This window comes from bacterium (Candidatus Blackallbacteria) CG13_big_fil_rev_8_21_14_2_50_49_14 (assembly GCA_002783405.1).
GTDB lineage: Bacteria > Cyanobacteriota > Sericytochromatia > UBA7694 > UBA7694.
Window position 1 is genome coordinate 180,607 of record PFGG01000035.1, and the last position, 21,907, is coordinate 202,513.

Here is a 21,907-nt window from a genome sequence, read left to right on the forward strand (position 1 = left end):
GAAGACCTGCTTCTGTCTTCCTATGACTATCCTTTACCAGAGGAGCTGATCGCACAAACACCTGCCGATCAGCGCGATGCTTCGCGCCTTTTGGTCTATGAACGCCGTACGGGTCAATACCAGCACCGGATGTTTTCAGATCTGCCTGAACTTCTGCAGCCAGGCGATCTTCTGGTTGTCAATAATACACGGGTTTTCCCGGCACGCATCTTTGGCACCAAAGCCCATACCGGCACCCGCTTTGAATTTTTACTCACCCGCCAAATCGAGGCCTTGGAGTGGCAGGCCATCGGTAAACACAGCCGCCGTATCAAACCGGGCTACAGTTTTGAATTTGCAGAGGGCATCCAAGCTGAAATTTTGGCAAGCCATCCAGGGGGACAGTTGGATCTGCGTTTTTCAGGACTGAAGCCCTCTGAATTTATGGCCTGGCTTGAGCGTCATGGCGAAATACCCTACCCCCCTTATATTACCGCGCGAGAAAGTGAAAAAGAACGCTACCAGACCGTCTTCAGCCAAACCCATGGTTCAGTAGCCGCCCCCACAGCAGGCCTACACTTTACCCCTGAGCTCTTTGAAAGTCTGGCTCAAAAAGGCATTGAAAAACTCGAGCTTACCCTGCATATCGGCATTGGCACCTTCTCACCTGTACGCACACAAAATATTCAGGAACATACCATGCACCAGGAATGGTATACCCTGCCCGCAGAAACAGCAGAGCGCCTGAATCAGCAACGACAGTCCGGAAAAAGAATTATTGCGGTGGGAACCACCTCTTTACGCACCCTTGAAACGGTCTGGCGTAAATTTGGTTCCTTTCAGGCCGACAGTGACGAAACCCGTATTTTTATTTACCCTGGCCAGTCGATTGAGGCCATTGATGGCTTGATCACCAATTTTCACTTGCCCCATTCCAGTTTACTGATGTTGGTCGCAGCCTGGATTGGACGCGAACGGATGATGAAACTCTATGCCGAAGCCATTCAGGAAAAATACCGTTTCTTCAGTTTCGGCGACGCCTCACTTCTGCTTTAAAACCGCAGGGCCGTGAAATAAGCTACAATATGGGCATCCTCATCAACAAAGGTTAACCATGCAAGAAGCCCTGGCAGCCATTCCTTTGGACTTTTTCCGCAATTTACGACAAAAAAACTACGATAAAGCTTGGAAATTACTGAGTACTTACAGCCAACGTCTGTTTGTGGAGACGCTGTATAAATCGCTAAAACCTGGGGCCTGCAGTTTAGAACGCCTGCAAACCGATTTTGAATCCGGCAAGGGCTGGGCTGAAAGCTATTGGAGCCAATTTACCCAGCATTTACAATTGGATCATTGGCTAAGTCAAAATTACAAAGAATATGGCGTCTCCCATCAACAGGCTTTGGTACGTGCAACTCCCTCGAATGCCCTTTTACTGGTTATTCAGGAAGAAAAAGGCTGGCGCTTTGGCTATTTTGAAACCTTTTTAGATAATTATTAATTTACAGAGAGATGATTCTATGCCTATTTCCCAGAAGTTACTCATCACAGCCTTGCTCATCGGCAGCTTAAGTGCCTGTCAGGCTGTTGACAATCTTCTCGTGGGCATTGGCGGCCCCCCTAAAAACCAAACTCCTTCCAGAAGCACCTCCACTTCAGCCAGCGAAAAATTTTCTTATCCTGATCTCTATCCTGTTCCCTACAGCGCCAAAGATCGTCAGTTTTTAGCGCGCTGGAATGGGCAAAGTTATGAAAATTTTTATATCAAAGGCATCAATTTAGGCATCGGACTGCCCGGAACCCAAGCAGGAGATCTGGCCGCAACCCGCGAACAATTTGCACGCTGGTTCAAACGCATGGGAGAGTTGGGCTTCAATAGCCTGCGTGTATATACTCTGCATTTTCCGATCTTTTATGAAGAGCTGGCCCGTTATAATGCGGCCCATGCCGATCACCCGATTTACCTGTTTCACGGGGTATGGCTCGATGAAGTAGAACAGGCCCATGATCTCTATGCCACGACCTCTCAGTTTGATGCAGGCATGCAGGAAGTGGTCAATGCCGTGCATGGCCAAGGCACCATTGCCACCCGCCAAGGGCGGGCCTTTGGTACCTATACCGCTGATATCTCCCGTTGGATAATGGGTTGGATTATCGGGCGCGAAGTGTCTCCGGATGAAATTCTCATGACCGATCAGAAACATGCAGATAAAACCAGCTACAGTGGTAAAAATGTCAAAATCAAAGGAACCGCAAGTGAGGTCTGGTGGACGGAACGGATCGACAGATTGATGGAGTTTGAACGCAATACCTACCACGTGGATCGCCCCATCAGTGTTTCCAGTTGGCCGACCCTGGATCCCTTGAAACACCCCACTGAAAATTCACAATATAGCCAAGAAGATATTGCCCAGATTGATTTGGGAAAAATTGAATTGCTCAATGCGCCGGCTGGCTATTTTGCAAGCTATCACGCCTATCCCTATTATCCCGACTTCATGAATGACAGCCCTGAATATCTCAAATACAGCGACAGTGAGGGCGTCAATAACTATATTGGCTATCTCAAAGCACTTAAGGCCCATTACCCTAAAATGCCCTTGGTCATCGCAGAATATGGTGTGCCTTCGAGCTGGGGCAATGCCCACTACAGCCCCAGTGGCATGCACCATGGGGGCCACGATGAAGAAGCCCAGGGGCGCTACAATGCCCGTTTAAGCAAAGATATTCATGAAAACGGCCTGGCCGGTGGCATGGTCTTTGCCTGGATCGATGAATGGTGGAAACGCACCTGGATTGTGGACGAACGCTCCATGCCGCGGGATCACTACCGTTTCTGGCATAACCTGACCTCCCCTGAAGAAAATTTTGGTATGATCGCATTTGATGTAGAAACACCCCCCACACAAGCCTTGGCAGAGGGCAAGGGCCGTATCCAGTCTGTCAAAACCTCAGCCGACGCCACCTTCTTTCATATCCGGCTGGAACTGAACAGCCCGCTGACCCCCCAGGAAGAACTCGTGATTGGGGTGGATACCTACCGCGATGATTTGGGAGAAGTGATCTTGCCCAATGGGGTTCGCACCGTGCGCCGCAATGAATTTGCGCTGCGTATTCAGGGCAACGAACGGGCCCACTGGCTGGTCACCCAACCCTATGATTTGGTCGGAATCTGGCATAACTCCTCAGGCCCACAACAGATGTATCAGTCCCGCCCCACTGAAGGCGCTCCCTGGATGCCTGTGCGCTGGAAAAATGGTCAGGAACACGTCAGTACAGATGGCAGCCTGACCTTCCCCAATACCTTTTTCCCGATTGGCGAACTGCAGCTGCGCTTGCCTGGCAAACCGCAAAGCTCCAAAGATGCGGTTTTTCTCAATGGAAACAGTGTAGAGATCCGCCTGCCCTGGACCCTGCTACAGTTTACCGATCCCACCACCCTGACGGTTACCCACGATGATCGCGCTACCAAAGGCGTAAGAGAAACAGCGCCCTCTGAGGGCATTGGTCTCAGTGTCTCTTTGGGCAGTGAACTGCTTGAAACAGCACGCTATCGCTGGGCTCCTTGGAGCACTGCACCCGCAGTACAGGAACGGGAAAAAACGGGAGTCCATTTTCTGGCAGAAACACTCAAGAGCATTCCTGATCAACCTTAGTCTGTGGTTATCTCCTGGAGACCCTCTCCCACTTTAACCACCGCCAGGTTTTGCTGCTGAATATAGTCGAGAATATCTTTGTACTGCTGAAGCGAAGTGGTATACTCAAAATCGCCTTCGCCGTCTTTCAGATCGTGAAAGAGCAGAATCAACCAGGAATTGCTTTCCTTGGCCGCATCTACCCAGCTCTTCAGTTCAGCTGTCGTCGTACTCTTTGTAATCGGAAAAATACGCAAGCGGTAGCGATTGGCTGAACGGTCATTCAAACCTGCCAAACTGGTTCGCGCATAGCTCAAAAAGCGTTGGGTTTCTGTTTCTACTTTTTCATTGAAATCGCCATAGGGATAGCCTATCCCCTGGGGCTCCATCCCCTTTTTACGCAACCAATCGGTTGAGTAACGCAATTCATTGATAATATCATTCTCTTTCAAAGACGTCATCAAAACATGGCTGAAAGAGTGGGTTCCAATTTCATGACCTGCGGTATAAAGGCTTTTAATCGCTGCGGTATCGGCATAAACCCCTTTTGTGTTTTCTGCAAAACGGGGCACCACATAATAGGAACCTTTCATGCCCCGTTTTTCCAATTCGGCCTTCCCCTCCTGAGCAGAGGTGGCCCAGATATCATCAAAACTGATGCTGATTAAAGGGCGTTTTAAAGGCTGAGCTGACACTTCCACCCATTGATGGTGATCCGTATGTAGCCAACCATTGCGATCAAGCACATGCATCACCGTCGGATCACAGGTTTGACCGCTGGGCACATAAAAGCGAAAACTGTTGCGCTGCCAAACAGGAGAGGCATGGGATTGCCAAGCCGTTCGGTAACTGTTTTCACCTGTCAGGGTATCTTTACAGGCAATAATCAAGCGGTTGCGTCCATCTGAACGATAGAAGTCACTGTACTCATACCACTTTCCACCCAGCAAATGCCGGGCTGGAGCCACCCATTTACCATCTCCTTCTCCTGAATAGGCTTCAATGCGTGCCGAAAGATATTTCTGTCCCGAATAAGCCCCCGTACTTTCCCAGCTTAAATAAACCTTCGAAGCACCCCAAAAATCAGGGGCCCAATCAGCGGGCTCAGAATCCGTTCCGGCTTCAGCGCCGGGATTGGCAATCAAATTGCCTTGAGCCGGGCTCAAAAGCGCAGAACTTCGCGCCGCAATGGCAGAGGCAGGCAGCGCAGTCGGCACAGGCGCAAGCGAAGGAGAGGGAGAAGAAATATTTGCAGTGGGAACAGACGCCGGCTGGCAGGCTGCTCCACTCAAAACAAGAGCAAAAACAAGCAGATGAAATCGGTGCATCAAGAATACCTTTTGAAGTGAAAACTATTTTCTGATATTACCAGAAAATAACTTGAGCAGCGCTGAATTTATTCCTCTTCGGGCACTGTTTGGCGGTACAATTCGCGCAATAACTCTTCTTTTTCTTCCAGCATAGCTTTAAAAATATCTCTGAATTTGGAATAAAAATCGTAGACATTGTGTTTGAATTTGTCTTCGCGCTGCTGAAAATCCTGTACCAATTGCTCGTATAAAGCACGCGCGTGCTCTACTTCTTGCGCACGGGCCTTGCGCTCCCGCAAAAGCCCTTGTAATAATTCATTTTTTTCACGCCGCTCCCGCAAGAGCATCTGTTCCTTGTCTTGAAGGGCTTCACTGTATTTATCCATTTGCTCACGCAGCAAAGCATTGGCATGTTCAATATTTTCCATCAAACTTTCATAACTGCTGCGTTGCTTGTCCTGTGCACGCACAGCCGTACGCAATTGCTGCAGTTCTTCACGCAGACCGTGCAAGAGTTCATCTTTATGGCCCAACTCTTCACTGAGCTGTTCCAAGCTGGATTTCACATTTTTGATCTTGTAAAAAATACTGGCCGGCATGCCAAAGGCCATTTGCCGACAGTAAAGATCTTCGCTGTCTAAGGCTGTTTCGAGAATCTCAATGGCTGGAGAATCCGTGAGATCAATCGCTTCATAATTGGCAAATAAAACCAAAAGCCGGGCTGCTTTGACCCGCACCCGCTCACTGCTGTCTCGCAACAAACGCTTAAGCGGAATTTCAATGCCCTGATCAAGATAGGCAATATTACAATCCAGTACATCCAAAGCCAAAAGACGCAATTGCGGATCCTCCTGAACCAGAGAATCCAAAGAAAAGCGAATGGCCTGCTCAGGATCTTTTTCCGAAAAACGATGAATCACGCGAATTCGCGCCAAACTGTCAGGATTCATCAACTCCTGATAGGCCAAAGGATTGCGAAAAACGGCATCCAGTGAATAACGGGCCTGCTCAGGTTCTTTTTCGCCCATCGCATCCAGCAGCGCCAAAATACTTTTTTTATCTCCGGTCCGGGCTAAAAAATCCCAACCGCGCAAGCGCACCAAAGACGCATCAGCCTGCTCTGAATTCAACGTGTAAGTTCCTCTACCAGCGGATCGACCAGGCTTTCATAGCCCGCGTTGCGAATACGCAGCAAACGCTCAAAGGCATACTCGACCACATCCTGTTCGGTGTCGCGAATAAAATCAACCAGCAAAGGCACCACGTGCCCATAGAGCAGGTAGGTTTGCCCCATGTAACACAGCACATCAATCAGGTATTTGCGCAAAAGACGATTGCTTTCGCGGTGCGTTTCCAATAAGTCCAGCCAGGCCAAGGCATCGTCAGGCCCTTTGATAATATCACAGAGATCGCGGATCAGAAGAGCGCGAATACTGATCTCCTCATGATTTAAGACCGCCTTGAACAAGGGTTTGCACAATTTCACTTCCGGTGCGCCCGGCAAATGCATCAAACTCAGCATTTCTCTTACAGCCGCCAATTGCTGACTGCGGGAGCCCTGTTCCAAGACATCCTGCAAATGCCGCGCAGGAAAGGCCTGTGGCACCACGGGTTCTGAAACAGACCTGCGCACAGGATGAGAACGTCGCATTGATTTACTCACAAAAGCAATCACTCCTTCTTTCCAGGAAGACTTGGGCACCGAGCTTGGTTCAGAGGTCTTCCAATGCAAGGGTGGGCCAGGAAACCAAGGCAAAGTGTTCAGCCGTTTATGCCACTGCGCTTCAGGGGGAATGAGCTGACACACTCGCCAATTGCCTGTATCCGTTATAAAAATTCTGCCCAAGGCATCAATCGCAATGCCTTGGGGTCGGCAAAACTGATCCTGCTCATTCCAGGGAGTTTCAGCATTGCGGTAACCCGCCACCGTCGAAACCCAACCTTCAGGAGAAACACGCCGAATACAGTGGTTCTGACTGTCCACCCAATAGAGGTGCCCTTGATCGTCCAAGGCCAAACCTGCTGGTTTTTCAGTAGAAAAAGCAGCAGCCTCCTCTGGCTTATATCGCAAGGAGATCAGACTCAGCTCCCCTGAGGGAGAAAACTTAATCAATTGACGCTGTTCCAATAAATAGAGGCAGCCTTGACGGTCCAAAGCCAAATCCAGCCAACCATCTCCACGCGAGCGAACACCCGACAGCAAAGAAAAAGGCTTGAGAGCATTCTCCCGCTCACAGAACCAAGGGTTAAACGGCTTGTATTCATCGCCCTTGCGATAGGGTTTCCAACTGAACTGTCCTGCTTCTTCCACCAAAATTTCACTGTCTCCAGCAAGAGAAAGACGGCAGACCGCCAGATAATGCTGATGGTTTAAATTCAATTCAGTCGTAAAATAAACAAAATCATCCGGCCCGCAGCCAATGCCACCCAAGGGACGGCCTGGAATATTCAGGGTTTCGGTTTCCCCCTCTGGACTGACTTTTCGCAAACAGGCGTTTTGACTGTCCACCACATAGAGATCTCCCTGGGCATTCAAAGCCAAACCCGTGGGGTGGTTAAAACGCGCCTGTAAACCTTTGCCATCGCACAGTCCGCGCTCTCCATTGCCTGCAAGCGTGGAGACTTTTCCCTGACGAGAAAGTTTGCGAATACAATGGTTCAAACTGTCCGCGATATAGAGAACGCCTTGGGAATCCACCACCAGACCCGTGGGTTTATTAAACAAAGCTTGACGTGCCTTGCCATTGCGAAAACCACTGCGCCAGACAGGCACACGTTGTGGAAAGGCACGCAGACCTTGGCGCGCGATCACTTGATCCTGACGCCCTGCAACCGTTAAAACTTCAAAGGCAGAACGCTGAACCACTTGGGGCAGGGGGGCTCCAGGCCAAGGAATAGGCGCATAAGGCCCCTCCTGAACCGGCAAGGTGATCCGGAAAGCAGCAGGAACCCCTAATTTTGCATAGATAGGCAGATTTTTTGAGCGCATACTTTTATTATAATGAAAGAATCGTTTTTTTCATCCGCTCATTAACCAAGATTTTACCCTGAAATGCAGATTTTTCAAAATCTGGTTGAGAAACCTAGTTTTCTATCGCTTTCATCACTTCGAAAACAGGCTCTAAACGCCCAAAAGGTGCGCTGATCTGAATTCCCTGAATATGGGGGCGCAAAAACCTGACCATTTCCTGTGCAATGCGAACCCCTTCCTCCCGACCTTCACCGCGCTCTTCAGCCTCATACATGCGCTGCATAATGACCTCAGGAATCACCACACCCGGCACCTCGTTGTTCATAAACTCGGCATTGCGATAGCTGGCCAAAGGCCAGATTCCCGCTAAAACAGGGATACGGTGCGAGGCTGTTTTGCTCAAAAATTCTAAAAGCGCTTCCACATCAAAAACCGGCTGGGTAATCGCATATTCAGCCCCCGCTTCCACCTTGTAAAAATAGCGGCGAATCTCACGTTCCAGATCCACAGCACAGGGGTTAACACCCACGCCAATGAAATAGCCTGTGGGCTTGCCGATAGGGTTTTGCCCCAAATCATAGCCGTGATTCAACCCCTTCACAATATTGGTCAAACCAATGGCATCCACATCAAAAACAGCGGTTGCATCTGGATAATCCCCCAATTTAGGTGGATCTCCTGTAATCAGGAGAATATTGTGAATTCCGGCACTGTACAAGCCCAGCAAGTCAGACTGCATGCCCAATAAATTGCGATCCCGACAGCAATAGTGAGGAATAGGTTCGATACCGATCTGCTGATGCATCAGGATCGAAAGAATCTGGTTGCTCATGCGGGCCGAAGCCCGTGGCCCATCAGGCAGATTAATCGCATCTACCCCATGCGCATAGAGCTCACGGGCTTTTTCAAGAATGGCCGAAGGCTCACAGCCCTTGGGAGGGGTCAACTCTACACTGACCACAAAACGCCCAGACGCTATTGCTGCGGCTAGGCGTGATTTTTCAGCAAGCGGCACAGGAACAATATCCAAATCAGGAGCAACGGTGCGTTTTTGCTCCTGTTGCATCAGCGCGCGCATGGGTTGCAGTGCTTTCACCGAACGGGCAATTTCACGGATATGTTCTGGCGTCGTGCCACAACAACCCCCTAAAACTTGAACCCCCGCTTTGATCAGCTTACGGGCATACGAAGCCATGTATTCAGGCGAACAAAGATAGATCGTGCGATCCTGAAAGATCCGGGGATGCCCAGCATTGGGTTGAGCCGCCAAAGGTTTGTCTGTCCACTGTGACATGTTTTGAATGGCTTCCAGCATCGGCTTGGGGCCCACGCTGCAATTCAAGCCCAAAATATCCACATCGAGGGCATCCAAACGGGGGGTAAAGCGCTCTGGGGGTGTGCCATAAATTGTATTGCCGTCATCATCCACCGTGACAGAAGCCAAAATGGGCAAATCACTGTGCTTGCGAATCGCCGCTACCGCCTGTGTCAATTCATCGAGATTGGTAAAGGTTTCTACCACAAACAGGTCTACCCCGCCCTCTAGAAGAGGCAAAACCTGGGCTTCAAAGGCTTCTTGAGCTTCAGCAAAAGACGTCGGCCCCAAGGGTTCTATCCGCACCCCCAAAGGGCCGATCGAACCAGCAACATAGGCCAGTTCGCCTGCCGCTTTACGGGCAATGCGCGCACCAGCCAAGTTAATCGCATGCACCTGATCCACCAGACCATGGGCTTTGAGTTTATAGGGGTTGGCACCAAAGGTATTGGTTTCAATCACCTCAGAGCCAGCTGCCAGATACAATTCATGCACCTCTTGAACCAAGCCTGGGTTCTGTAAATTGACCAGGTCAAAGCTGGTGTTCAGAAAAATTCCTTTGCTGTACAGCATCGTTCCCAACCCCCCATCAAAGAGGATCAGACGGCCACTGGCCAAAAGCTCACGAAAAGGAACTGGCATGAATATAAATCTCCTTACTGATACACCGCATCAAGTCTGGGTGTATTGTAACAGAGGCGGCAAACTCAAGCCTTCCCGATAAAAAAGATTATAGGTATCAAAGGGAATGATGCGCCTCGCATCAGGCGTGACCATATGCACACAGCTCTTTTTGACACTGCGGATATCCAAATCCCAGGCATCCATAAAGCGCATGATGATGATGCGAAACAGGTTTTGATAACCCATGCCTTCAGGCACAGGAATCTGAGGCAGACAACAGAGCAATTGGGCTGCAGCCTCAGGCGAATGGGCTGTTGAAAAGAGTTTTAAAAACTCCTCATAGCGAATCGTATTGCCCTGTGCTTCGGGGTCCACCAAACGGGTCATCGGAATCACGCGATCCGGTAATTTCAAGGCATAGGCCATGGCAATACAATCCGGGTGACAGGGAACCGGTAAAATATCTTCAGCAGAAAAAAGCGTATGCTGCTGCAAAATTTTTGAGCGCACTTCACTCAAGGTCAGACGATCACGGGCAGGGTCATAGTTTTCCAGCCTTCCGGCTTCTTGAACCGGCTGAAAAGTCACCCCCCGCACACAGGGTTGTTTGAGGGCAAAATCAATCATTTCACCCATTTCATGATCATTCAGCCCTTTTTTAAGCGTCACCACAAGGGTGGTTGAAATGTCCAGTTCATTCAAATGCGCCAAAGCCTTGCGCCGAATCTCACGCAGGTCTTCTCCGCGCAAAGCTTGAAGGGGCTCGGCCTGTAGAGAATCAAACTGCAAATAGAGTTCAAAGCCTGGCATATAGTCTGCCAAACGCTCAGCGAAAGCACGATCACGGGCAATCCTCACCCCATTGGTATTGACCATCAAATGGCGAATCGGACGGGCCTTGGCCTGATCCAGAATTTCAAAAAAATCGGGGTGCAAGGTAGGTTCTCCCCCGCTGATCTGAACCACATCGGGTTGGCCTTCGTTGGCCACCACCCGATCCAGCATGGCAATCACCTGCTCCAGAGAACGGTGCTTGCGGCCCGGTGCTGAGGCCGCATAACAAATCGGACAGGTCAAATTGCAGGCATCGCTGATTTCAATCAGGGTCAGGCACGAATGTTGCTCATGATCTGGACACAAGCCACAATCATAAGGGCACCCCCGACTCATCGGGGTATTGAAAGCCTGTGGCATCTGTCCGGGTTTGAGAATATTCCGCGTTTGCAGATAATAATCAACGTCTGTTCCAATCAAAACTTTTTGCACCCCGTGTTGCGGGCAAAACTTTTGCAGAAACACCTGCTGACCCTGAAACAATACTTTGGCTTCTACTTTTTGAAAACAGGTGGTGCAAATCCCATTGGTAAGCTCATGAAAAATATAGGGGCGATCCATGCAAGGGCCTTTCAATTTCGGGTAAAATCAACCGGAAAAAAATTAATCGGCAAACAGTGGTTCAATCAAGGAGAGGTAAGCCGAATTGAGGGGGAGGGAATCGCTGAGCAAGGAACCACTTGTCCATTGCGATCCCGGCAAACAGGCCTTGGGGGCACCACCGGCTGGGGATAGAGAGAAGAACAGGCCTCTGAAGCAAACCAGGCCACAAAAACCAATAATCCCAATCCCAAGAGTACCTGCTTGGGTTGCTTGATTCGAATCGCCATTTCTTGACTCCGCTGTTTTGATATTTTTTTTATTATACCCGTTGAGTCAAGTGTCTCCAGGACAATCTGTGCTTTCAGAATGTCTGCTCAACGTCGGGGAGGCTGAACATAGACTGGGCGCGGCCCTTCCTCAAAGGCGTAGAGTTTGCCATCTGAAGTTCCCACAAATAAATAAGGCCCTACAATCATCGGGCTGCCCAAAATCTCCCCCTTGGTCACGGCATAGCCCTGCACATTGCCCGTCAGCCGATCCAGAATATAGACCAGTTTATTTTCACTGCCCACATAGACATGTTTTTGAGTCGCGACCGGAGCTGTCAACGCCTGGGTAGAGCGAAAACGCCATTGCAGCGCCAACTCCCGCGTATCAAAGGCATACAAATATTTCTCACCCGTAATTAGAAGCTGATGCTCTGCCAGCGCCAAATCTTTACGGATCCGATCATTGGGAATTTGAAAACGCCAGTCAATTTTACCCGTCATGGGAATCAAACTGTAAAGATAACCCGCTTCTGTTCCCACATACACACGTCCCTCTCCCCAAAGTGGCGTGGTCATCGGTTTACTGTCCAACTCAAAGGACCAACGCAGCTCCCCGGTCTTGCGATCCAGAGCCTGAAGCGAAGGCGGCTCTGAAAGCGCAATAAAAAGCAGATCATGTTCCAGCGCAAGGGTCGGCATGGTTTGGACAGCCCCCTTGAGAGGTCGCTCCCAAAGAGGTTTGAAATCAGGCAAAGAAAGGGCTGTCATCACGCTTAAAACATCAGCAGGTGCAGACAAGGGCGGATCGGCATTAAAATAAACGGTTTCCTGAGCCGCTAAGACAAAGGGCGCACGGTTCAGAATTTCGCCGGTCTGTCTTTCCCAAATTCTTTTACCGCCAGCACGCTCCCAGGCATAGACAAAATAGTAGGGTGTCCATGTTCCCCCCAAAAGATGCTCTCCATAAAATACAGGGCTACTGCCCAAGCCACCCTGGCCAATCTCCTCTTTCCAAAGCATTTGCCCCGTTTCAGGATCGACCAGATACACCCAACCATCACGCGAAGTCAACGCCAACTGCCCTCCGGCAAGAACAGGTGCTTCCACAATCCGTCCTTTGGTTTCAAAGGTCCACTTTTCTTTTAATGGGGGTTCAGGCCCCGCAGGCACATACCCTTGATGGCCTTGATTCGCCTGATAGACAGGCCATTCTTCAGCATAGGGTGGACGCTGTGGCGCACAAGAAATCAAACTGAATAAAACAAAAACCGTCAGGCAAAACTGCGTGAAATAAGACATGGGATTCCTTTCAGACTTTGCTTTGCAAAGCCTCCTGCAGAGCTTTCACCATTATATCTGGCCCGCTCTTTCTCACCGAGACCGTCAAACACAATTGGTTCTGCAAATACGCTGCCAAACCGGGCAAATCAGCCTGTTCCCCAAAAAGTAAAACCTCTGTCACCTTCTGTTTGGGTTCTGAAAACTGCTGTTCAAGCTGTAAGCGGCAGAGATTGACCAAAGGCTGAAAAGCAGCCTCGGCCAAGGGAGCAAGTTCTTCTGCAGTGATCATCTGGTACTGTATTTTGCCTTCGCGATCCACACCCTTCAAGGTCAATTGATCCTGAACCTGTGCCAACCCCCCCAGACGCTGCCAGGCGGAACCTGCTGCCAGTGAATCAATTTTCAAACCGTACTGCTGAAATACATATTGCATCAGACGACGCGATAAATAACGACCGTACCCCACTGCCAGAGGAGGATGAAGGGGGGCTCCCAAACTGCACTCTGCCAAACCCTCCTCAATAAACAAAATCAGGTCTGTGGAGCGAATCCCTGTCAAATGCGCAAGGCAACTCAAAGGAGAACACAGACTGAGCGAAGCCAGATTCAAACGCTCCCGCAATAGGTGCCAAAAAGCGCTGTAATAGGCATCGCCTAAATTCAAAACCGGCAAAAGCAATTGACAACGAGAAAGCGGAATGATCGTTGCAATAAAACTTTGAAGAAAAGATTTGATCTCCTGGGGTTGCCAACCCATCTGCCAGAGTGGAGAGCCCTTGCCACTCAAAAGGGCCGAATTTCCCCAAATCAGGGGTTTATTGTTGGCCACAGGTCGCACCAAACAAGCCGCTTCCCTGGCGATCAAACCATGTTCCCGATCCACCAGCAAAGCTTCCTCGGGGCTGAACCACAAGCCCAAGCAACGCTGCTCACGCCGAAATGAAAAACCAACCATTTCAAACTCGAATCAGGCGAGAACCACGCTGCGCCCAGGCAATACTCTCAACCAGGCCCAGCAGACTCATATGCATCAGAATAGCCGTTCCACCATAACTGAAAAAAGGCAAGGGCACCCCCGTTACAGGCATCATATCCATATTCATGCCCATATTGATTAAGAGATGCATCAGTTCAAGAGCAGCTACACCACTGCAGACATAAAGTTCGGCAGACTCAGAGCAATGGTAGCCCACCCAAAGGATTCGGGCCAATAAAAGCATAAAGAGAAAAATCACCAAGCCAGCAACCACAAAGCCCCCTTCTTCTGCCAAAGCAGAAAAAATAAAATCAGTATGCTGCTCGGGCACATAGCGCAACTGAGTTTGGCTCCCCTTCATAAAACCTTGTCCCCAAAAGCCTCCTGAACCCACTGCAATTTTCGATTGCGCCACTTGGTACCCTGAACTCATCACATCGGGTTCGGGCGCCACAAAAGTTAAAATACGTTGTTTTTGATAGGGCTGCAAATGCTCCCAACCCCATTGGGCCAAACCAGGAATGCCAATATTCAAAGCCAGCAAAAGACTGCCGATCAAAATCCCCAGGGTGGCAGAAATCCGATGCCAGCGCGCCCAGATAAACCAAGCAAACCAAAGGGTGATCCCCCCCAGCACATAGGCCAGCCAAAACCAACTGTGGCTAAAATACAAACTCAAACTGACAACAGGCGTAAACAGCGTCATCAAAACCAAAGAAGACAACCTAGAAACCATCAACATGCTAATAAAAATGCCAATTAAAATCAGGGAAGTGCCCAGATCCGGTTCTTTATATATCAAAAGAAAAGGCAAGCCGATATGTGCAAGCAAAAGCAGAAGTTGCTTGAAATCAAAGCGTTGAATCAGACTGAGATGGTGGGAGAGGGAAATGATCAAAACCAATTTTGCCAGTTCAGAAGGCTGAAAAGACAGGGGACCCAAATAAAGCCAACGCTGAGAGCCAGCGATCACCGGGCCAATCACCAGCACCAAAGCAAGAAAAATAATCACAATTGCATAAAGTGGGATCACCAAAGAGCGCAGAACATGGTAGCCCACAAAGGCAACGCCAAAGAAAACCAAATAGCCCAAACCCAAAGAAATCAGATGCCGGATAAAAATCCCCATATTGCCTTCGGCGTGCACTTGAACACTCCAAACACATAAACTGCTCAAGCTGAAAAACACAGCCACCAGCAAAAGTACGGGTAAGCTCTGAAACCAAACAGGCCGTGCACGCCTCATGGTTGCTTCTCCTTTTCAACCTTGGCCAAGGGTCGCTCCAAAAGATAATTCAAGATCTGCTTGGCCAAAGGAGCGGCCTTGCCGCCTCCGCTACCCCCATGCTCCAAAAAGACAGTCATCGCATAGCGGGGATGATCCGTGGGGGCATAAGCGACAATCCAGGCGTGGGTGGGCTTACCAGGAATCGTCTCAGCTGTTCCTGTTTTTCCTGCCACCCCAAAATGCTTCAATTTCATGGCCTTTGCCGTTCCATATGAAACGGCCCCTTCCATGCCTCTGCGCACCACCTCCCAATGACGGGGTTCAATCCCCGAAATCCAACGCTGGTGTTTTTCTGGTTCGGCAGTATAGATAGACTTACCCGTATTGTCCAAAATTTCCTGCAAAAGATAAGGGCGAGGCATTTTTCCCCCATTGGCAATCGTGGCCACCATCCGTGTCGCCTGTAAAGGAGTCATTTGAACAAAACCCTGTCCAATAGAAGCATTGACAGAGTCTCCGGGTAACCAATCACTGTGATAAACCTTTTTTTTCCATGCCTTGTCAGGGATCAAGCCTGGATGCTCGCCTTGTAATTCAATGCCTGTGGGTTGATCCAATTCAAAAAGACGGGCATGGTCCCGGATCGGCTCAATCCCCATTTTCAGAGCCAATTCATAAAATACAGTATCGATCGAATGCGCCAATGCTTTGTAAATATTGACAATACCAAAGCCTGTCCGATTCCAGTCATAGAAAATATGGCCCCCCACATTCAAAGAACCCCGACTGTAAAAGGTCTGCTCAGGGGTAAGATAACCTTCCTGCAAAGCAGCCAAAGTCGTAATCATCTTAAAAATTGAACCCGGAGGATAGGGATTCAGCGTGCGATCTAAAAACGGAAAATAACGGGTATTCTGTAAGGTCTTCCACTCTTCCTGGGTTAAGCCTTCTGTAAATAAATTCAAATTATAAGAAGGATTGCTGACCATCGCCAAAACAGCCCCGGTATCAGGCTCCATCACCACAATTGCGCCGGGTGCCTTACGGGCCTGCAGTAATTGCATACAATATTGCTGTAAAGACTTATCCAAAGTCAGTTTCAGGCTATGCCCAGCTTGCGGAGGAATCGTTTCAGTCTGTTTGTTTTGATTTTTATTGATGTTTAAGGAATACAGCGATTGGCCATCTTTGCCCTTTAAATAGCGCTCATAGAGACGCTCAAAGCCACTTTTCCCCACCAAAGCACCCGGTCGATAATCTTTATAACGGGGCAATTTTAATTCCTCAGCCGTAATCTGTCCCATATACCCCAGAATATGAGAGGCCAATTCATTTTCAGGATAAAACCGTTCAAGCTCTGTCACCACCTCAACCCCAGGCAGACGGCTTTGATTCTCAGAAATCATCGCCAAAGCTTTACTGTTCAGATTATGCGCAAGGTAAATCTGCTCTTCGCTGTCAAAACGCACTCTGGCAAGCAATTCCGAATAGGGCAATTCCAAATAATGGGAAAGTCGCTGCAAGGTTTGGTAAGCCTGCTGGGTGGATAAGCGCCCAGGATGAAACAAGAGCGAGTGTGAAAGTTTATTGGTTGCTAAAATCTTACTTTGCCGATCATAGACCATGCCCCGAGGTGCAAGTAAGGGCATGGAACGCATTCTGTTTTTTTCGGCTCGCGCACTGAGTTCTTCGTGTTGAACAATTTGCAAGGAAAACAGACGAAATAAAAGCAAAAAACCAATCAGAATAACAGCTGCAAAAATCCAGAGAATGCGCCGGTGCGTGCGGGCTTTATAATAATCAAAATCGTAGAGAGAAGCGCCTGAGTCGAAATTGCTCATGCCCCGGTCATCTCCGACCGGAAACTCAAAATGATTGAAGCAGACGGGGCAGGTCTGTCTTCAGCAGACGTTCGAGTTCATCAGAACGGGTACTGTCATAATAACCCCTGATCTGCAATTGAGAATCTACCAGCACAAACTTCTGGCTGTGCAAAAAGGGTTGTGCCTCGTCTTGCTTGGTTTGAGCACTGGCAGACTCATGATGTGCATGCGCGGCAGGAACAGGCTCGAGCGCCTGAACAGGCAAATGAAACTCTTTTTGCGCCAGTCGATAAAGGGCTTCACGGGGCCCTGTCAAAAACTTCCAGATTTTAGCATCAGCCTGAAACCGGGCAGCATATTCTGTCAGTTTTTGAGGGGTATCTCTTTCAGGGTCTACACTAAAAGAAACCAAATGCACATGCTCTTTACCCGAGAGCGCCTGTTGAAGGCGGGCCATTTCAGCGGTCATGAGCGGACACTCTGTCGTACAACTGGTATAAATAAAATCGGCAATCCAAACCCGACCTTTTAAGGCCTCAGATCCCCAAGCTTGTCCATTGCGTTCCATAAATGAAAAGGAGTTCAGACTGCCATAGACAGGCAATTGTCCCGAAACACGCTGAGCCTCAACTCGAACAGCAGGCGGTTCTGCACTTTCAGCCAAATTTTGGGAGGGCTGACGAATCGCATAACAAGCAGAAGATACCAGAAAAGCAAGCAGAGCAAGCGCTATAAACTGAGAAAAAAAGGGGACTTCTTGATCCTTCTCCATGATAGGTTATCCTTTTTAGGCTGGCAAACAATTCACAAACATCATAACAAAGAGCAGGCACAGGTAGAAAATTGAAAAGAAGAAAAGTTGGTAAGCCCGTTTGGAAGTGACGGGTTGAAAAATAAATTTGATTGTCAAACCCAAATAGGTAATTCCCAACAAAGCCGCAACCCCCATATAAATAGGCCCGGTCACGCCCAACCAAAACAGTGAAAGACTGGCAGGCAAAAGCAAAACCGTATAGATCAGCATTTGTCGTTTGGTTACGGCTTCACCTTTGACCACAGGCAACATGGGAATATTCACACGGCGGTATTCTTCACTGCGAATCAGGGCAATCGCCCAAAAATGAGGCGGTTGCCAAAGATACATAATAATAAACAAAGCAAGGGCTGTGGTATCAATGCGACCCGTTACGGCGGTTACCCCTAAAACCGTAGGCAGCGCCCCTGAAATCCCTCCAATAGAGGTACAAAGCGGGCTCCAACGCTTAAGCCAAATGGTATAAATCACGACATAAAAGAAATTGGTAAACAAGGCCAATGCGGCCGTCAACATATTCACAGTCAGACTTAAAAAGACAAATGAACTGAGCCCCAAAAAAGTCCCCAACCAGAGAGCCACCTGAGGAGACAGCCGTCCTGTGGGCAAAGGTCGGTTGCGCGTACGCTGCATATGTTGATCAATTTCACGGTCAATAAAATTATTAAAAGCACTGCTGGAGCCCGATGCCATCCCAACCCCCAAAAGGGTTGAAATGACCAGTAAAAGTGGAGGAACACCTCTGACTGCCAGCCACATTCCAGTAAAAGTAGTAATCAAAACTAAAAAAGTAATCCGTGGTTTGGTTAAATCATAGGCATCGCGCAGCCATTGACGGATTTGAGTTTGCGGTGGAGCCAAAGATGCTGGCTCTGACGATAAGGTCATATTTCCCTGTTCAAGCATTTCACTTATGATTCCCGGTTCATGATACTGAGTTGGGCAGTCAGAGCAAAGACTTCTCTTTGAGCAAGATATTTCAAATTATATCTTCAGTTTGCACTTTCTAATGAAATATTTAAATTTAATCAATAAAAAGCATCAATGTGCACTGCCAATCCCAAGAGAATTCTGTCTGGAAAGTCCATACTGCTTCTAAAAGTCAGTTTACCACGGACCTAGCTTGATTTTGTCTGAATCCCCCTGCTTTTTAATCACAAACCAGGGAAGGAATTCAGAGACTCCAAAACAGCCAGTTCAGTCTTCTCGAGCATTCGCTTCTTGATTTGTCAATATGAAATGGGGGAGCCAAAATGCTGATACATATCAAAATAATTTTTGACCTGTATCAAAGGGTGTTTTTCAAGCTTATTTATACAATAAAGGGTGTTTATATTTTAAGGGAATTCTTAGTATCCAAAGGCGTACAGACATAATTCCCTCCGCCCAGGAATAATTACCTCATTTTTAATGGGCGAATCGATCTTTCCAAATCTTGTTTTCTAAATGTTTTTGAAAAGGAACTGACAGGGATGAATTTCTTACCTTTGCCAGAAAATATCTCCACATTTGGAGTGGAGTTAGACTCGCTTGCCCACCTGATCACGATTATTACGATGACAGCTTTTGTAATAGCAGAAGGTATTTTGTTCTATTTCATTCTGCGTTTCCGTAAGAAAGCCAATCAGAAAGCCAGCTATATTCCAGGAAATAACTGGAAACAATTGCGTTGGATCTTTATCCCCTTGCTCGTTGTCGTAGGTTTCGATTTTCTTATTGATGAAAAGAATACCCATGCCTGGACCATGATTAAACAGGAAATCCCTGAAAAAAAACACTATGAACTGGTTGAAATTACAGGTCAACAGTTTTCATGGCTTTTCCGTTATCCCGGCAAAGACGGTTTACTGGGTACCGTTGATGATTTCACCAGTACCAATGAATTGCATATCCCGGTCAATGAGACGATTGTCTTCTATCTAAAAGCCAAAGATGTTTTACACAGCTTCTACGTTCCCAATATGCGTTTTAAACAGGATGCTGTTCCAGGCCGAACCATCAAGGGTTGGTTTGATTCAACAAAAACAGGCACCTTTGATATTGCCTGCGCTGAAATCTGCGGCGGAGGTCATAGCATCATGAAAGCCAGCCTGATCGTTCAAAACAAACAAGACTATCAAAATTGGATCGAACAAGAATCGGCAAAAATCAAATTACCTGCCCCTGGAGATCTGAAAGCCCCCGTTGCTTCGCCGAGCCCGACAGCGGCCGAACATGGAACAGCCAGCTCCCATTCCACGGAAGCGGCCCAACCAGCAGCAAAAACGATCAGTGGAGAACAACTGCTCAAGGATAAAGGCTGCCTCGGCTGCCACACCTTAGACGGCTCTAAACTGGTAGGCCCAACCTATAAAGGTTTAGTCGGTCGAAAAGAAACAATCCTGACACAGGATAAGGAACATGAAATTACCGTCGATGAAGCCTATCTTCGCCGTTCTATTCAAGAACCCAATGCTGATATCGTCAAAGGCTATTCAGCTCTGATGCCTCAAACCCCACTGAGTGAAGAAGAGCTGAATACGATTATAAACTACCTGAAAGAATTAAAATAAGGAGCAGCTGGTGAACTATGGCCACTGAAGTAATCCAACACTCAGTATCTCCACATGAACATCATGAACTGAGTTTCTGGCGCAAATATATTTTTTCAACTGATCATAAAGTCATCGGCATGCAATACCTGCTCACAGGACTGCTGATGGTATTCTTGGGCGGATTTTTCGCCTATGTCTTTCGCATGCAATTGGCCTTTCCTGGTCAAGCCATTCCTGGCTTTGGAAAGTTAGACGCCAATACCTACAATATGCTGATTACCATGCACGGCACCATTATGATCTTTTGGGTTGCCATGCCTGTTCTTGTTGCAGCTTTCGGAAACCTGCTGATTCCAACGATGATCGGCGCAGATGATATGGCGTTTCCAACCCTCAACATGATTTCCTACTGGGTTTTCTTCATCAGTACAGTCGTGCTGATTCTATCGATGGTTTTACCTGGTCCCATGGCCACGGGGTGGACAGCCTATCCACCGCTTTCAGCCAATGCCTACCCCGCCAAAGTAGATTTTTGGGGAGGCATTGGTGGCAGTCTCTGGATTTTGGCTGTTGCGCTTGAGTTCATTGCCTTCCTGATTGGGGGGATTAATTTCCTGGTAACAACCTTCAATATGCGGGCTCCAGGCATGAAACTAATGGATATGCCCATTACCGTCTGGATGATGGATATTGCAGTTCTGGTCTTCATGTTTTCAGTGGGCCCTCTGGTAGCGGGTGCTGTCATGTTGCTCTTTGACCGTGCTTTTGGAACAGGCTTCTATAACCCAGCGGCAGGGGGAGATCCGATTCTCTTCCAACACTTTTTCTGGTTCTTTGGGCATCCAGAAGTCTATGTCATTCTCTTACCAGGTTTGGGAATGGTGGCTGAGATACTGGCAACCATGTCGCGTAAACCTCTATTCGGCTATAAAGCCATTATCTATGCCTCAATCATTTCTGGCTTCCTTTCATTTATTGTTTGGGCTCACCACCAGTTCATTGCTGGTATCGATCCCCGCATGGCTGTCTTTTTCAGTATTACCACTATCATGATCTCAGTTCCCTTCGCTGTTTGGATGTTTGCCGCTATTGCAACCCTTTGGAAAGGATCGATCACCTTAAATACTCCCATGCTTTTCGCTTTGGGTTTTATTGGTGAGTTTTTGTTGGGCGGTGTAACAGGTATTTATCTGGGAGCCAGCGCCTTTGACATCTATGCACATGATAACTATTTTGTAGTTGCACATTTCCACTATGCCTTGATTCCCGATGTTTTCTTTGGTGGACTGGCTGCAATTTATTTCTGGTATCCCAAATTCATCGGACGCATGTATAACGAAACGCTCGGTAAGATTCACTTTTGGCTTACAACGATTGGTTTCAATATGATCTTTCTGCCCTTATTTTACAATGGTTTCAAAGGTCAACACCGGCGTATTTTCGACTATTCAGCCTGGCCCAACCTCATGGCTCCAGACTTGGTTCAAAACCGTGTCATTGCAACCATTGGGGTCATTATTTTAATTGCTGCTCAAATTCCATTTCTCATCAATATGATTCATAGTTTTCGTAAAGGCCCCAAAGCTGAACGAAATCCATGGAAAGCCAACTCATTGGAATGGGCGACAGCATCCCCCCCTCCTCACGGTAATTTTGACACCTACCCCAATGTTTACCGTGGACCTTATGAATACAGCGTGCCTGGCCGTGAAGAAGATTTTTGGCCTCAGCACATTGCGAACGAAACATAGAGGAGATCAACTATATGTCA

The 21,907-nt window shown here is 48.2% G+C and carries 17 protein-coding genes; 5 read left to right on the forward strand and 12 right to left on the reverse strand.

The annotated features are described in order from the left end of the window. The first annotated feature begins 6 nt into the window (after positions 1-6). Genes COW20_07545 through COW20_07555 form a run of 3 tightly spaced genes read left to right on the forward strand, consistent with a single transcriptional unit; the run spans position 7 to position 3,635 of the window. Positions 7-1,035 (forward strand): tRNA preQ1(34) S-adenosylmethionine ribosyltransferase-isomerase QueA, encoded by a 1,029-nt coding sequence (locus COW20_07545; GenBank protein PIW49097.1) that lies wholly within the window; start codon positions 7-9, stop codon positions 1,033-1,035. Positions 1,036-1,093: 58 nt separating this feature from the next. After that, complete coding sequence (locus tag COW20_07550; protein ID PIW48968.1) at positions 1,094-1,480, forward strand: hypothetical protein; 387 nt, start codon at positions 1,094-1,096, stop codon at positions 1,478-1,480. 19 nt (positions 1,481-1,499) lie between these two features. Then, on the forward strand, positions 1,500-3,635 hold the full coding sequence (locus COW20_07555; GenBank protein ID PIW48969.1) for a hypothetical protein: 2,136 nt from the start codon (positions 1,500-1,502) through the stop codon (positions 3,633-3,635). Here COW20_07555 and COW20_07560 read toward each other — a convergent pair. The 12 genes from COW20_07560 to cyoE form a co-directional block, all read right to left on the reverse strand. Continuing rightward, positions 3,632-4,942: a hypothetical protein gene (locus COW20_07560; protein ID PIW48970.1), complete on the reverse strand. Its 1,311-nt coding sequence runs from the start codon at positions 4,940-4,942 to the stop codon at positions 3,632-3,634. The two genes, COW20_07555 and COW20_07560, sit on opposite strands and share 4 nt — an antisense overlap. 68 nt (positions 4,943-5,010) lie before the next feature. Continuing rightward, complete coding sequence (locus tag COW20_07565; protein ID PIW48971.1) at positions 5,011-6,054, reverse strand: hypothetical protein; 1,044 nt, start codon at positions 6,052-6,054, stop codon at positions 5,011-5,013. Next, positions 6,051-7,913: a hypothetical protein gene (locus COW20_07570; protein ID PIW48972.1), complete on the reverse strand. Its 1,863-nt coding sequence runs from the start codon at positions 7,911-7,913 to the stop codon at positions 6,051-6,053. Before COW20_07570 ends, COW20_07565 begins: the two co-directional genes overlap by 4 nt. A 94-nt stretch (positions 7,914-8,007) precedes the next feature. Beyond that, the gene (locus tag COW20_07575; GenBank protein ID PIW48973.1) at positions 8,008-9,852 is read right to left on the reverse strand and encodes a bifunctional homocysteine S-methyltransferase/methylenetetrahydrofolate reductase; all 1,845 of its coding nucleotides are present in this window, start codon (positions 9,850-9,852) and stop codon (positions 8,008-8,010) included. 30 nt (positions 9,853-9,882) lie between these two features. Further along, complete coding sequence (locus COW20_07580) at positions 9,883-11,229, reverse strand: radical SAM protein (GenBank protein PIW48974.1); 1,347 nt, start codon at positions 11,227-11,229, stop codon at positions 9,883-9,885. A gap of 65 nt (positions 11,230-11,294) precedes the next feature. After that, complete coding sequence (locus tag COW20_07585) at positions 11,295-11,498, reverse strand: hypothetical protein (protein ID PIW48975.1); 204 nt, start codon at positions 11,496-11,498, stop codon at positions 11,295-11,297. 87 nt (positions 11,499-11,585) lie between these two features. Next, the gene (locus tag COW20_07590; GenBank protein PIW48976.1) at positions 11,586-12,779 is read right to left on the reverse strand and encodes a hypothetical protein; all 1,194 of its coding nucleotides are present in this window, start codon (positions 12,777-12,779) and stop codon (positions 11,586-11,588) included. Positions 12,780-12,789: 10 nt separating this feature from the next. Further along, on the reverse strand, positions 12,790-13,716 hold the full coding sequence (locus COW20_07595) for a hypothetical protein (GenBank protein ID PIW48977.1): 927 nt from the start codon (positions 13,714-13,716) through the stop codon (positions 12,790-12,792). A gap of 1 nt (position 13,717) precedes the next feature. Next, on the reverse strand, positions 13,718-14,983 hold the full coding sequence (locus COW20_07600) for a hypothetical protein (GenBank protein PIW48978.1): 1,266 nt from the start codon (positions 14,981-14,983) through the stop codon (positions 13,718-13,720). Beyond that, complete coding sequence (gene mrdA / locus COW20_07605; protein PIW48979.1) at positions 14,980-16,806, reverse strand: penicillin-binding protein 2; 1,827 nt, start codon at positions 16,804-16,806, stop codon at positions 14,980-14,982. Before mrdA ends, COW20_07600 begins: the two co-directional genes overlap by 4 nt. A gap of 25 nt (positions 16,807-16,831) precedes the next feature. Next, positions 16,832-17,560, reverse strand: coding sequence for an SCO family protein (locus tag COW20_07610; protein PIW48980.1), 729 nt, complete (start codon positions 17,558-17,560; stop codon positions 16,832-16,834). A 15-nt stretch (positions 17,561-17,575) separates the two neighbouring features. Continuing rightward, positions 17,576-18,508: a protoheme IX farnesyltransferase gene (cyoE, locus tag COW20_07615; protein ID PIW48981.1), complete on the reverse strand. Its 933-nt coding sequence runs from the start codon at positions 18,506-18,508 to the stop codon at positions 17,576-17,578. A gap of 566 nt (positions 18,509-19,074) precedes the next feature. Between cyoE and coxB the strand changes: the two genes are divergently transcribed. Both coxB and COW20_07625 read left to right on the forward strand, forming a co-directional pair. Further along, on the forward strand, positions 19,075-20,154 hold the full coding sequence (coxB, locus tag COW20_07620) for a cytochrome c oxidase subunit II (protein ID PIW48982.1): 1,080 nt from the start codon (positions 19,075-19,077) through the stop codon (positions 20,152-20,154). 17 nt (positions 20,155-20,171) lie between these two features. Continuing rightward, a complete protein-coding gene (locus tag COW20_07625; GenBank protein PIW48983.1) occupies positions 20,172-21,887 on the forward strand; it encodes a cytochrome c oxidase subunit I in 1,716 nt (571 codons plus the stop codon). The last annotated feature ends 20 nt before the right edge of the window (positions 21,888-21,907 follow it).

Excerpts from the sequence above, each read along its gene's own strand:
- COW20_07600 (PIW48978.1), bottom strand. The coding sequence starts at position 14,983 with ATGAGGCGTGCACGGCCTGTTTGGTTTCAGAGCTTACCCGTACTTTTG.
- COW20_07575 (PIW48973.1), bottom strand. The coding sequence starts at position 9,852 with ATGCCAGTTCCTTTTCGTGAGCTTTTGGCCAGTGGCCGTCTGATCCTC.
- COW20_07585 (PIW48975.1), bottom strand. The coding sequence starts at position 11,498 with ATGGCGATTCGAATCAAGCAACCCAAGCAGGTACTCTTGGGATTGGGA.
- COW20_07610 (PIW48980.1), bottom strand. The coding sequence starts at position 17,560 with ATGGAGAAGGATCAAGAAGTCCCCTTTTTTTCTCAGTTTATAGCGCTT.
- cyoE (PIW48981.1), bottom strand. The coding sequence starts at position 18,508 with ATGCTTGAACAGGGAAATATGACCTTATCGTCAGAGCCAGCATCTTTG.
- COW20_07560 (PIW48970.1), bottom strand. The coding sequence starts at position 4,942 with ATGCACCGATTTCATCTGCTTGTTTTTGCTCTTGTTTTGAGTGGAGCA.
- COW20_07580 (PIW48974.1), bottom strand. The coding sequence starts at position 11,229 with ATGGATCGCCCCTATATTTTTCATGAGCTTACCAATGGGATTTGCACC.
- COW20_07595 (PIW48977.1), bottom strand. The coding sequence starts at position 13,716 with ATGGTTGGTTTTTCATTTCGGCGTGAGCAGCGTTGCTTGGGCTTGTGG.
- mrdA (PIW48979.1), bottom strand. The coding sequence starts at position 16,806 with ATGAGCAATTTCGACTCAGGCGCTTCTCTCTACGATTTTGATTATTAT.
- COW20_07550 (PIW48968.1), top strand. The coding sequence starts at position 1,094 with ATGCAAGAAGCCCTGGCAGCCATTCCTTTGGACTTTTTCCGCAATTTA.
- COW20_07570 (PIW48972.1), bottom strand. The coding sequence starts at position 7,913 with ATGCGCTCAAAAAATCTGCCTATCTATGCAAAATTAGGGGTTCCTGCT.
- COW20_07555 (PIW48969.1), top strand. The coding sequence starts at position 1,500 with ATGCCTATTTCCCAGAAGTTACTCATCACAGCCTTGCTCATCGGCAGC.
- COW20_07625 (PIW48983.1), top strand. The coding sequence starts at position 20,172 with ATGGCCACTGAAGTAATCCAACACTCAGTATCTCCACATGAACATCAT.
- COW20_07590 (PIW48976.1), bottom strand. The coding sequence starts at position 12,779 with ATGTCTTATTTCACGCAGTTTTGCCTGACGGTTTTTGTTTTATTCAGT.
- coxB (PIW48982.1), top strand. The coding sequence starts at position 19,075 with ATGAATTTCTTACCTTTGCCAGAAAATATCTCCACATTTGGAGTGGAG.